Source organism: Microbacterium sp. SMR1, from assembly GCF_003289625.1.
Classification (GTDB): Bacteria; Actinomycetota; Actinomycetes; order Actinomycetales; family Microbacteriaceae; genus Microbacterium; species Microbacterium plantarum.
Genome location: NZ_QMBN01000005.1, coordinates 1 through 12,115, shown reverse-complemented (window position 1 = coordinate 12,115; position 12,115 = coordinate 1). Strand labels below are relative to the sequence as shown.

Sequence of the window (12,115 nt, the reverse complement as noted above, 5' to 3'; positions counted from 1 at the left end):
GAACTCATCAGCCATCGCCGTGATCACACACGGGATCTCCTCACCCCGCGCCGCCCACGCCACCGCATACGTCGAATGCGTGTGCACCACACCACCCACCTCGGGCATGTTCCGATACACATACGCATGCGCCGCCGTATCACTGGACGGCGACCGGTCACTGCCCGGCGTCCCCGGCACCACATTGCCATCCAGATCGCACACGATCATGTTCTCCGGAGCCAACTCGTCATACGACACCCCCGACGGCTTGATCACGAACAGATCAGCCCCCGGAACCCGCCCCGACACGTTGCCACCGGTCCACACGACCAGCCCGTAACGCACCAGCTCCGCGTGCAACGACGCCACCTCGGCCCGAACCCGCGCCACCGCGACTTCGACCTTCACGCCGTCGACGTACTCGCTGCTGATCGCTGCGTTGCGTGCCACTCGAGTGCTCCTTCGCCCGGCCACCATCGGCGGGCCTCGATCGTGTGACGATCGATGTGACCGTTCACATTGCGACACTATAGCCACGGTCCGAACGGGGGTGTCAACTCCCGGCGTGTCTCGGATCGATAACGACGACTCAGCGGCGCGGGCCGGTGGACGAGCGAACGACCAGCTCGGGCACCAGCACCGCCGGGTCCACCTCGCCCGAGCCCTGGCCGAGCAGCAGATCCACGCAACGACGCCCCAGCTCGGCGAAGTCCTGACGCACGGTCGACAGCGGCGGCCAGAAGTGCGCGGCCTCGGGGATGTCGTCGAACCCGATGATGCTGATGTCGCGCGGGCAGTCCAGCCCCTCATCGCGGATGGCGTGCAGGAGCCCGAGCGCCATCTGATCGTTCGACGAGAAGATCGCGGTGAAGTCACGGACCCGGAGCAGCTCGCGCCCGGCGTAGTAGCCGAATTCGGCCGTCCAGTCCCCCAGCACCGGCGCCGTCGTCGGGATGTCGGAATCGCTCATCTCCTCGAGGAATCCGCGCATCCGCGCCTCAGCCTCGATCCAGTCCTGGGGGCCGGCGATGTGGTAGATCGACCGGTGGCCGAGCTCGATGAGGTGCCGTGTGGCCAGTCGGGCGCCGGCGATCTGGTCGACCGACAGGGCGTGGCCGGGGTCCACCTCGGTGGACTGCAGGGTGACGTACGGGATGCCGATCGGCTGGGCGGCCAGGGCGCGGAACACGCGCACCTGCGGCGCGATCACGACGAGTCCCTCGACCGCCTGGGCCACCAGGTGCGCGAGCCCGGCCTGGATCGAGCTCGGATCCCGGGCGTCGACGTTGGCGGTGGAGACCCAGTAGCCGCGTTCGCGCGCGGCCGCCTCGATCGCCGCGATCGAGGACGCGGGACCGTACTGAGTCGCCGACGACGTCAGCACTCCGATCGTGTGGGATCTGCTCGTGACGAGCGCGCGGGCCGCCCGATTGGGGCTGTAGTCGAGTTCCGCCATGACCGCGAGCACGCGATCCTTCGTCTCCGGGCGGATGCTCGGATGATTGTTCAGCACGCGCGAGACCGTCTGATGCGACACACCGGCCAGACGCGCGACATCGCGAATGCTCGGGCGACGGCCCGCAGCGTCTTCGCTCATGGTTCCTCCGGCCCGATGCGCACGTTCACATCGGCTCGTGCCCATTATGCACCGCGAGTTTCGAAAACACGCGGTCCGCTCTATGTGACAGTCACACGGCGCGCTCCGCGGCATGTGACGACCGCGGTTTCCGTCACACACGCGGCGAGAGGGCCTCCCGCCCCGACACCGCCGTATGCTGACCGCATGTCCGACCTGGCGCGCTTCCTGCCTTTGAGTCACCGATCGGCGGACGACGCCGCGGCGGCCCCCTCCGACCGTCGCGCGCAGATCGCGACCGTGGTCGCCCTCGCCGCCTCCGCGCTCGACGGTGCTCCATTCGATCGCCGCCGCGCCTTCGTCGACGAAGCAGGCCTGTCGGGCGACGACGACGGCGGTTCCCTGGCCGAACTCGCCGGCCGGATCGCGCGGGGGCGCCGGCGCAGCGTCCGAGAACTCACGGCGGTCGCGCGTGCCTACCTCCGTTTGCCGAGCGACCGGCGTCCGCTCCCGTTCGACGTCGCAGGGGCGGTCGCGCTCGCGGCCTCGACGAGCGCCCCGTTCGCACGACGGGCCGCCATCGCAGGCCACACCGTGCGCGCGACCGACGCCGGCTGGACCTTCGGTCGCGGACCCGAGATCTCGGCGAGCGCCGACGAGATCGTCGCGTTCCTCACCGGCGTCTCCGATTCGCCGCCCCGGCGTTCCCCCGTCAGCTGAGTCGCAGCAGGTCGCGGTAGAACTCGATCCCGCGAAGCCACACGTGCACACGGATCCGCTCGTCGTGCGCGTGAAGCGCTTCGCGCTCGGAGGCGGTCAGCCGGAACGGCGCGAATCGGTAGACGTTCTCGCAGATCGCGGTGAACCAACGACTGTCGCTCGCCCCGAGCTGCAGGTACGGCGTGGCGACGACGTCCTCGCCGAGAGCGGAACCGACCGCAGTCGCGATCCGGCGCCATCCCTCGCCGCGCCAGGGTGACACGGGCGATGGGTCCGAGCCGTGGCGAACCTCGATCTCGATCCGGGGATCGGCGATCGCTCGCCGCGCGCGCTCGGTTGCCGCAGCAACCGAGTCGCCCGTGAGCAGGCGGATGTTGACGGCTGCGCGAGCAGCCGTGGCGAGCACGTTCTCGCCATCCGCCCCGTCGAGCTCCGTCACGACCGCGGTCGTCCGCACCAGTGCGTTGGTCTCGGCGCCGAAGCGAGGCAGCGCCCGCGCGAGCAGCGCTCCGGTGACGGAGAGGTTGGTGAAGATGGAGCGGAACGGCTCGCGGGCGAAGGGTGCCAGGGTGCGGAACATCGCCCGCACCGGCGGCACGAGCCGCATGGGCGCCGGGTGTCGATGCAACCGGTCGATCGCCCGCGCCAGTCGCGCGGTGGCCGGCAGCGGGGGCGGAGTGGACGCGTGCCCTCCCGCCTCGCGCGCCGTGAGCCCGAGCGTCATCACCCCGCGCTCGGCGACGCCGATCATCGCGGTCTCGACGTCGACGCCGGGCACGGCACCCGAGACGACTGCCCCGCCCTCATCGAGGACGAGCGCCGGCCGGACGCCACGGGAGCGCAGCACCTCCACGATCGCGGGAGCACCGAGACCGGCGACCTCCTCATCGTGCCCGAAGGCTAGATACACGTCGCGCGCCGGCCGCCATCCTTCCCCGACGAGAGCCTCGACGGCTTCGAGAATCGCCACCAGTGAGCCCTTGTCGTCGATCGCACCGCGCGCATGGATCGTCGTCTCCTCGCCCTCGCCGGCCAGGACGGCGTCGAATGGCGGATGCATCCATTCGCCGGGAACGACCGGAACGACGTCGTAGTGCGCCATGAGTACGAGCGACGCGTCCGAGGCATGGCCCCGCCACCGGTAGAGCATCGCGTGCTCCCCCACCGTCTCGTACTCGAGCTCGTCGTGCAGGCGCGGGTAGAGCCGACGCACCGCTTCGCGGAAGCGCACGAGCTGAGCCCCATCGGACGAGGCCGGCTCCGCGTGCGAGACGGTGGGGATCCGCAACAGCTCGCGGAAGCGATCGACGGCAGCGGTGTCCACCCTGCGAGCCTACGCCGCGCGGGTCGGTCAGCCGCTGGCTAGGCTCGCGTTATGACGAATCAGACGACGTCCGGCAGCTCCGACACCGGCCTGCGATGGGGCATTCTGGCGACCGGCGGAATCGCCCATGCGTTCACCCGCGATCTGCGAACAGCGGGCCGGGAGGTCGTGGCAGTCGGCTCACGCACACAGGACTCGGCGACGCGCTTCGCCGAGGAATACGGCATCCCCCACGCTCACGGCTCGTACGAGCAGCTCGCGGCCGACCCCGACGTCGACATCATCTACATCGCCACCCCGCATCCGGGTCATCGCGACGCCGCCGCGCTCGCGATCCAGCACGGCAAGCACGTGCTGGTGGAGAAGCCGTTCACCCTCAACCGTGACGAGGCCGTGGCGCTGCGCGATCTGGCAGCCGACGCGGGCGTCCTCGTCATGGAGGCGATGTGGACTCGCTACCTGCCGCACATGGTCCGCCTGCGCGAGATCGTCGCCGCCGGAACCCTGGGCGAGGTCCGGACGGTGTTCGCCGATCACACGCAGCGGATCTCCGACGATCCCACGCACCGTCTCAACGATCTCTCGCTGGGTGGCGGCGCGCTACTCGACCTCGGCATCTACCCCGTGTCGTTCGTCTGCGACCTCCTCGGGCTCCCGACGCAGGTGAGGGCGCTCGCGCGGCTGATGGAGACGGGCGCCGACGCCGAGGTCGCGACGGTCATGACCCACCCCTCGGGTGCGGTCTCGACGACCGTGTCGTCTTCCCGCGGGGCCGGGCCGAACACCGCTCACATCGTCGGGACCGAAGCGCGGGTCGAGATCTCGGGCGTCTGGTACGCGGCCACCGACTTCCGCGTCGTATCGCACGACGGCACGATCCTCGAGGAGTACCGCTCGGAGATCGAGGGGCGCGGCATGCAGTTCCAGGCCCTCGAGGCGGAGGCCCTCGTCGCCGCCGGACGGACCGACGGCGACGTTCTGCCGATCGCAGAGACCGTCGCGATCATGGGCGTGCTCGACGATATCCGCGATCAGATCGGCGTGCGCTACCCGCAGGAAGGGTGATCCCGCTCAGGCGGCGAACGGCACCACACCCACGAGCACCGCGACGGCGAGCATGACGAGCGACACGATCGACGCACGCCACAGCACCTTCTTGTGGTGGTCGCCCAGATTCACGTTCGCCAGCGACACGAGGAGCAGGATGGCGGGCACGAGCGGGCTCTGCAGGTGGACAGGCTGCCCCGTGATCGACGCACGCGCCATCTCGACCGGCTCGATGCCATAGGTCGCGGCGCTCTCGGCGAGGATCGGGAGGATGCCGAAGTAGAAGGCGTCGTTCGACATGAAGAACGTGAACGGGATCGACAGGACGCCCGTGATCGCAGCCAGGTGAGGTCCGAGCTGCGACGGGATCACCTCGGTGACCCACGAGGCCATCGCGGCCACCATCCCCGTACCGTTCAACACGCCCACGAGCACGCCCGCCGCGAGCACCATCGAGACCACGCCGACGATGGAGGGAGCGTGGGCGACGATCTCGTCCGCCTGCTGCTTGAGCTTCGGGAAGTTGACGACGAGGGCGAGCGCCGCGCCCACCATGAAGACGTACGCGAGCGGGAACAGGTCGAGGACGAGCAGGACCATGACCACGAGCGTGAGCGCGAGGTTGACCCACACCAGGCGCGGACGCAGTGTCGCCCGATTCGGGTCGAGCATCGTGTCGGCCATAGCGGTGTCGCGCTCCTCGACCCACTGCGCCGCCGGAACGGGCTTGCGCCCGCGCACGGTCACGACGTTGCCGGTGCGCAGCGTTGCCAGCGCGCCCGGTCGCGGGTCGGCACCGCGGAAGAGCTTGGGCCCACCGAGCACACCGTCTCCCCCGCCGAGACGGGACGTGTCGATGCTGCCCGCGAGCCGTCGACGCTCCGAGAGTCCCAGGAACCAGGCGAAGGTCAGCGAGACGACGATGCCTGCCGCGAGCGAGGGCAGCATCGGCACGAACACGTCGGTCGGCTGCAGACCGAGCGCCGACGCCGCACGCACGGTCGGCCCGCCCCACGGGACGATGTTCATCGTGCCGTTCATCAGGCCCGCGACGCAGGTGAGCACGACGGGACTCATGCCCAGGCGGAGGTATATGGGCAGCATCGCCGAGGTCGTGATGATGAACGTGGTCGAGCCGTCGCCGTCCAGCGAGACGACCGCCGCGAGCACAGCGGTCCCGAGCACGACCTTGGCGGGATCGTCCTTGAGCACGCGGGTGATCACCCGGATGAGGGGGTCGAAGAGCCCCACGTCGATCATGAGGCCGAAGTACATGATCGCGAACATCAGCAGAGCCGCGGTCGGCGCCATGCTCGTGATGGCGTCGATGATCATGTCGCCGAGCCCCAGGCCGGCGCCGGCGAAGAGGCCGAATGCCGTCGGCACGATGATGAGCGCGACCATCGGGGTGAGCCGGCGCGTCATGATGAGCGCCATGAAGGTCAGCACCATCGTGAACCCGAGCGCGACGAGAACGCCCTCGGGCGGGATGAAGGCGAGGTCGTACCCCTCTTCGGCCGCGGCGGCGGCCACGAGGTTCACAGGATTTGTCATGTCGACTCCTTCGTCGGCGGGCGCACGGACCCACGGTGCGATCGGTCGAATCTAGGTCGCTTCGCCGTCGACCCGCGCGCTTGGGCTCATTCCGGCGACTTGAGCGCGTAGCGTGTGTTCTGCGCATTCTGCGCGTGAGCAAGGGGAGGTCGGATGCGCTTCACGACGCGGCTCTTCCTCGTGCAGCTCGGCGTCGTCGCGACCGTGCTGCTCGTGTGCACGGCGGCGTTCGCGGTGATCGCGGTGACGCAGGTGCGAAACGCCGCGGAAGAGAGCGCCCTCAACATCGCGCGCTCGGTCGCAGCGACCCCGGAGGTGCGCACCGCCGTCGCCCGGTGGTCCGACGACCCCGGTACCCCGGATGCTGCCGACCTCGTCGGCGGATCGTTGCAGAGCACGGCTCTCTCGATCGCCGAGCGCACGGACGCGCTCTTCGTCGTGATCACCGACGACCACGGCATCCGGCTCGCCCACCCCGATCCGCGTCGTCTCGGCGAGACCGTGTCGACCCCGTTCGACCGCGTTCTCGGCGGCGAGGAGGTCGTCGACTGGGAGGTCGGAACCCTCGGGCGCTCCGCACGCGCCAAGGTGCCCGTCCTCCCGCCCGACGGCGGCGAGCCGGTGGGTGAGGTGAGTGTGGGTTTCGAAGAGGGCAGCGTGCTCGACGACCTGCCGTCCGTGCTTCTCGCGATCGGGATCGCCGCGCTTCTCGCACTCGGCATCGGCATCGCCGCGGGCTCGGTTCTGCGACGCCGCTGGGAGAAGACGACGCTCGGGCTGCAGCCCGAGGAGCTGACCGCGCTGGTGCAGCAGCAGAGCGCGGTCCTCGACGGCATCGGAGACGGCGTGCTCGCCCTCGACGAGAGCGGTGTCGTGCGGGTCGCGTCGACGACTGCCGAGCAGCTGCTCGGTCTCGAGCGCTCCGTGGGGCAGCCGCTCTCCGCTCTGCCCCTGCCCGCGCCTGTCGTCTCCGCGATCATGGAAGGGCTTCCGCTGCACCGTGTCGTCGTAGGCCCCCGCGTGCTGGCCGTTGACGTGCATCCGGTGCGGCGCGGTGGCCGCGAGCTCGGGGACGTGGTGATCGTTCGGGATCACACGGATGTCGCCGAGCTCGGCGAACAGCTCTCGTCGGTTCAGACCGTGACCGGGGCGCTGCGGGTGCAGCGGCACGAGTTCTCGAACCGCCTGCATGTCGCCGCAGGCCTGATCGACGCCGAGCGGGTCGGCGACGCCCGAGCGTTCCTCGACGAACTCCTCGAGCGCGGCAGCGTTCCGATCGCCGTCGCCGGCATCGAGCGGGTGGACGACCTGTTCCTCCAGGCGCTCCTCGCGGCGAAAGCGACCGAAGCAGCCGCGAGCGGAGTGAGCATCGCCGTCGGCGAAGACACCCTCGTCCTCGGAGAGCTCGCGCGTGTCGAGGATGCCGCAGCCGTCATCGGGAATCTCATCGACAACGCCGTCGCCGCCGCGGCGCGCGAAGCCGAACCCCGCTGGGTAGAGGTCACCTTCTTCGGCGACGGCGACGCGCTCGTGACGACCGTCGCTGACTCGGGGTCCGGTGTGGCCGACGGCCGCGATGTCTTCGCGCCGTCTGCGGAACCGGGCGACGACCGCGTCCGCGGACGCGGGATCGGACTGCCGCTCTCGCGAGAGCTGGCGCGCCGTCTCGGCGGCGACGTGTGGCTGATCGACCCGGGCGGCCGCGGCTCCGCGGCATGCGGAGCGGTTTTCGCGGCCCGGCTGCCGGGCGTGCTGCGCACCGCGGCGCCCGACACGACCGCGACTACCGAGCCGACCGCACCCCGCCCCGAGGAGGACGATTCATGAACACGACAGCCCCGCTCCGGGTCCTCGTCGTCGACGACGACTTCCGCGTCGCGGATCTCCACCGCGACGCCGTCGACGCGGTTCCCGGGTTCCGCGCGCTCGAGCCCGCCCGGTCGATCGGCACGGCTCGCTCCGCGATCGCCGAGCACCGCCCCGACCTCGTTCTCATCGACAACTACCTGCCCGACGGCGAGGGCGTCGAGCTCGTGCGCTCGATCGACGCCGATGCCATCGTGCTGTCGGCGGCCTCCGATGCCGAGACGGTGCGCCGCGCCCTGCGTGCGGGGGCCATCGGCTACCTGATCAAGCCGTTCGATTCCCGCGCTCTCCGCGAGCGCCTGGAGCGGTACGCCCGCTACCGGAACGTCCTCGACACCGCCGACGTGGAGCAGGACGACATCGATCGCGCCCTGTCGATCGTCCACGGCGGTCCCGCCACCACGACGCGCTCGGCGACCGAGCAGATGATCCTCACGACCCTCGGGGCGCGGGAGGCATCGGCGGGCGAGATCGCGACCGAATGCGGTATCTCACGGGCGACGGCTCAGCGCCACCTCGCGGCGATGGCCGCGCGCGGGGTCGTCGACGTGCGGTTGCGTTACGGATCGACGGGCCGCCCGGAGCACCGTTACGCAGCGTCGCGCGGTTGACGCGTCGACCACCAGGCCCACGCGACGAGAACGGGCTGGAAGAAGAGCCGGACGAATCGACGCCGATCGGTGTCGAGCCCGAAGGCGCTGCGTCCCTTTCGCCACTGATCGACGTTGCCGGGGAAGACGGCGATGAAGAACGCGGCGAGCAGCGCACCGATGCGCGAGCGCTCGCGCGGCAAGGCGAGCAGCGCCACCCCGAACAGTGCCTCCACCGCTCCGGAGGCGACGACGACGCCATCACGATCGATCGGGAGCTTCTCGACGACCGCGTCAGGCACCTGGGCCTGGAAGTCACGGCGCGCCCAGAACAGGTGGCTCAGGCCGGCGAAGATCATGGCGCCGGCGAGCAGCCAGCGGAGCGCGGTTCTCATGCGTTCAGTCTGCGCGCTCCACGGCCGCCCGGCGAACCCTTGCTTTCTCCGCACTAGGCTTACCCGGGTGTCCGGCGCGCTCGATCTTTCCCTTCTCCGCCGCTGGCCCGACGTCGAAGCGCCCGGTCTCGTCGCCGCCGATGCCGCCGATCTCCTGATCCTGGATGAATCGGAATCTGCCCGCGCCGAAACGGGCCCCGACGAGGTCACCGTCATCGGAGACAGCTACGGCGCGCTCACCCTGGGCGCTGCGGCCGCCGGAGCCGAGGGCATCCGAGTCCACCAGGACCCCCTCAGCGGCGAGGCCGCTCTCGCCGCGAACGCGAAGCGTCTCGTCCCCCAGGCGACATTCACCTCTCTCCCGCTCGATGCCGCGCTCGTCGCGGGCGCGCGAGTCGTGCTGCTTCGGCTGCCACGCTCGCTCGATGCTCTCGCCGACATCGCCGGGACCATCGCCGCCGCGGCCTCCCCCGACGTCGTCGTCTACGCCGGGGGGCGAATCAAGCACATGACGGTCGCGATGAACGACGTTCTCCGCGGCTCTTTCGAGCGCCTCGACGTCACGCATGCGCGTGGGAAGTCGCGGGTGCTCGTCGCCCGCGGCCCACTCCCGCAGACGACGCTTCCCGAGGCGCGGTCTGGACGCAGCGACGGGATCGAGATCCGTGCGTACGGCGGCGCGTTCGCGGGTCCGCGCCTCGACATCGGGACACGACTCCTCCTCGCGAACCTGCCCGAGACCGCACCGGGCGGAACGGCAGACGACCCGTGGATCGACTTCGCCTGCGGCACGGGAGTCGTCGCGGCCGCGTGGGCCACCCGTCACCCCGACGTCCGCGTGTATGCCTCGGATCAATCGGCCGCAGCCGTGGCGTCCGCGGCGGCCACGATGCGGGCCAACGGTGTGTCCGAGCGCGTCGAGGTGGTACGCGATGACCTGCTCGCCCGGCGCCCGGATGCGAGCGCGTCGCTGATCGCGCTGAACCCGCCGTTCCATTCCGGTGCCGCGGTGAGCGACCGCATCGCCCCGCGCTTGTTCCGCGATGCGGCGCGTGTGCTGCGGCCGCGCGGCGAACTGTGGTGCGTCTGGAACTCCGCGCTGCAGTACCGAGCGGAGCTCGAGCGCGTTGTCGGCCCCACCCGGCAGGTGGCCCGAGACCCGAAGTTCACGGTCACGGTGTCCACGCGCCGCTGACCGTCTCAGTGGTAGCGGCCGCTGTAGGCGTTGATCGCCTGCTGCCCGCCGAGGTGCGCAAAGAGCACGTTCGAGTCAGCGGGGATGTCGCGGGAAGAGACCAGGTCGATCAGACCCGCCATGGACTTTCCCTCGTAGACCGGGTCGAGGATGACTCCTTCCAGGCGCCCCGTGAGGTAGATCGCCTCATCCGTGGAGTCCACGGGTATGCCGTAGCGCTCCCCCGCCCAGCCCTCGAGAACCTGGATCTCATCCTCGCGCAGCTCACGGCCGACACCGATCAGCTCCGCCGTGCGACGCGCGATCCGGCCCACCTGGTCACGGGTCTTGTCGATCGTGGCCGAGGCGTCGATGCCGAGGACCCGCCGGGGACGGTCACCGAAGTTCTCCGCGAGGTCGGCGAACCCGGCCACCATCCCGGCGTGGGTCGACCCCGTCACGGTGCAGACGACGATCGTGTCGAAGAACACACCGAGCTGCTCTTCCTGCTGGCGCACCTCGTGCGCCCAATTGGCGAACCCGAGTCCGCCGAGACGGTGATCACTCGCGCCCGCCGGGATCGCATAGGGCTTGCCGCCGGAGGCCTCCACATCGGCGATCGCTTCCTTCCACGAGTCTCGGAATCCGATGTCGAAGCCCGCGGGCGACAGGCGGACATCCGCTCCCATCAGCCGCGAGAGCAGGATGTTGCCGACCCGGTCGTTGACAGCGTCCGGCCAGTCGACCCAGTTCTCCTGAACGACGACGGCCTTCAGCCCCAGGTGCGCCGCGACCGCCGCCACCTGGCGAGTGTGGTTCGACTGGATCCCGCCGATGGATACGAGCGTGTCGGCGCCCTGAGCGAGAGCATCCGGAATGATGTACTCGAGCTTGCGAGTCTTATTGCCGCCGTATGCGAGGCCGCTCGACACGTCTTCTCGCTTCGCCCAGACACGGGCACCCCCGAGATGGGCTGAGAGGCGATCCAGCGGGTGCACGGGGCTGGGTCCGAAGGTGAGCGGGTGACGAGGGAAGTCGGCGAGGGACATCGGTTCTCCTGGAGTCGGGTGGGGCTCAGGCGGGATCGGGATGGGTCAACAGGCGTTCGAGCGTCAGCCAGTTCTCACGCGTCGCTGCAGCGGCCGCCTCGCCCTCGCCGGAGGCGCAGAGCTCGATGATGCGGGCATGGGCCGCCACCGAGTCGCGGCCGGCGAGGCTCGAGAACCGAGCACGCTCCAGGCGTCGCAGAAGGGGTGTCACCTGCTCGAGCAGAGTGCCGAGAAGAGGGTTGGCACTCGCCGAAACCGCGACGCGATGGAAGTCGTCGTCGGCCGCGAGCGCTGCGTCGATGTCATCCGCGCGCAGCGCGTCCGCGAACCGGTCGTTCGCAGCACGCATCGCATCGAGGTCCGACGCCGTGAGCTGGCGCACTCCCTCACGCACCGCCAACTCGTGCAGTGATGCCGCAATACGCTGCGCCGAGAGAGCCTCTCGCTCATCGAGCGGCGCCACCTGCGTGGCCTTCGCCCGCCGCGTCCGGACGAGCCCCGCGGCCTCCAGCCGTGCGATCGCCTCACGGATCGGCGTACGGCTGACCCCGAGCCACTCCTCGAGCTCGCTATCGCGGAGACGAGCGCCCGGCTCGAGCCTGCCACTCACGATCGCGTCGCGAAGCGCCGTGTACGCATGGTCGCGCAGAGACGCTGGACGAGAGACGGGAACGAGCGGCATGCAATATATTGCACACTACCTGGTTCACTACGTCAAGCGAACGGCCCCGGGGGCACGAAAAAGGGCCACCCAGCATTGGGTGGCCCTCTTACGAAAGAAGTCCGGCGGTGTCCTACTCTCCCACAGGGTCCCCCCTGCAGTACCATCGGCGCTGTG

Annotated in this window: 12 protein-coding genes; 5 read left to right on the top strand and 7 right to left on the bottom strand. The window is 70.0% G+C overall.

Annotated features, from left to right (window positions below; all coding sequences use genetic code 11):
- Positions 1-414: class II aldolase/adducin family protein (locus tag DO944_RS15990; protein WP_396652037.1), on the bottom strand; the 414-nt coding region annotated here is incomplete at its 3' end.
- A gap of 157 nt (positions 415-571) precedes the next feature.
- Positions 572-1,579 (bottom strand): LacI family DNA-binding transcriptional regulator, encoded by a 1,008-nt coding sequence (locus DO944_RS14930; RefSeq protein ID WP_112617951.1) that lies wholly within the window; start codon positions 1,577-1,579, stop codon positions 572-574.
- Positions 1,580-1,765: 186 nt separating this feature from the next.
- Here DO944_RS14930 and DO944_RS14925 point away from each other — a divergent pair, with 186 nt between their 5' ends.
- Positions 1,766-2,278 carry a hypothetical protein gene (locus DO944_RS14925; protein WP_112617950.1) on the top strand — a complete coding sequence of 171 codons (513 nt, stop codon included), beginning with the start codon at positions 1,766-1,768 and terminating at the stop codon, positions 2,276-2,278.
- Here the strand turns inward: DO944_RS14925 and DO944_RS14920 are convergent.
- Positions 2,271-3,602, bottom strand: a complete 1,332-nt coding sequence (locus DO944_RS14920; RefSeq protein ID WP_112617949.1) for a M20/M25/M40 family metallo-hydrolase — start codon at positions 3,600-3,602, stop codon at positions 2,271-2,273. The genes DO944_RS14925 and DO944_RS14920 overlap by 8 nt on opposite strands.
- A gap of 51 nt (positions 3,603-3,653) precedes the next feature.
- Here DO944_RS14920 and DO944_RS14915 point away from each other — a divergent pair, with 51 nt between their 5' ends.
- Positions 3,654-4,667, top strand: coding sequence for a Gfo/Idh/MocA family protein (locus DO944_RS14915; protein WP_112617948.1), 1,014 nt, complete (start codon positions 3,654-3,656; stop codon positions 4,665-4,667).
- A gap of 6 nt (positions 4,668-4,673) precedes the next feature.
- Here the strand turns inward: DO944_RS14915 and DO944_RS14910 are convergent, their stop codons facing one another.
- Positions 4,674-6,203, bottom strand: a complete 1,530-nt coding sequence (locus DO944_RS14910; RefSeq protein WP_112617947.1) for a CitMHS family transporter — start codon at positions 6,201-6,203, stop codon at positions 4,674-4,676.
- A 153-nt stretch (positions 6,204-6,356) separates the two neighbouring features.
- On the opposite strand from DO944_RS14910, the gene DO944_RS14905 reads away from it, so the two are divergent.
- The gene (locus DO944_RS14905) at positions 6,357-8,030 is read left to right on the top strand and encodes a sensor histidine kinase (protein ID WP_112617946.1); all 1,674 of its coding nucleotides are present in this window, start codon (positions 6,357-6,359) and stop codon (positions 8,028-8,030) included.
- Entirely contained in the window at positions 8,027-8,680 is a 654-nt protein-coding gene (locus tag DO944_RS14900) for a response regulator (protein WP_112617945.1), read from the top strand. Before DO944_RS14905 ends, DO944_RS14900 begins: the two co-directional genes overlap by 4 nt.
- On the opposite strand, the gene DO944_RS14895 is transcribed toward DO944_RS14900, so the two are convergent.
- On the bottom strand, positions 8,659-9,054 hold the full coding sequence (locus DO944_RS14895; RefSeq protein WP_112617944.1) for a hypothetical protein: 396 nt from the start codon (positions 9,052-9,054) through the stop codon (positions 8,659-8,661). The genes DO944_RS14900 and DO944_RS14895 overlap by 22 nt on opposite strands.
- A gap of 67 nt (positions 9,055-9,121) precedes the next feature.
- Between DO944_RS14895 and DO944_RS14890 the strand changes: the two genes are divergently transcribed.
- Positions 9,122-10,249, top strand: a complete 1,128-nt coding sequence (locus DO944_RS14890) for a methyltransferase (protein WP_258524791.1) — start codon at positions 9,122-9,124, stop codon at positions 10,247-10,249.
- Between the two features lie 5 nt (positions 10,250-10,254).
- Here the strand turns inward: DO944_RS14890 and DO944_RS14885 are convergent, their stop codons facing one another.
- Positions 10,255-11,277: a 1-aminocyclopropane-1-carboxylate deaminase gene (locus DO944_RS14885; protein WP_112617943.1), complete on the bottom strand. Its 1,023-nt coding sequence runs from the start codon at positions 11,275-11,277 to the stop codon at positions 10,255-10,257.
- A gap of 25 nt (positions 11,278-11,302) precedes the next feature.
- Positions 11,303-11,959, bottom strand: a complete 657-nt coding sequence (locus DO944_RS14880; RefSeq protein ID WP_112617942.1) for a GntR family transcriptional regulator — start codon at positions 11,957-11,959, stop codon at positions 11,303-11,305.
- Between the last annotated feature and the right edge of the window lie 156 nt (positions 11,960-12,115).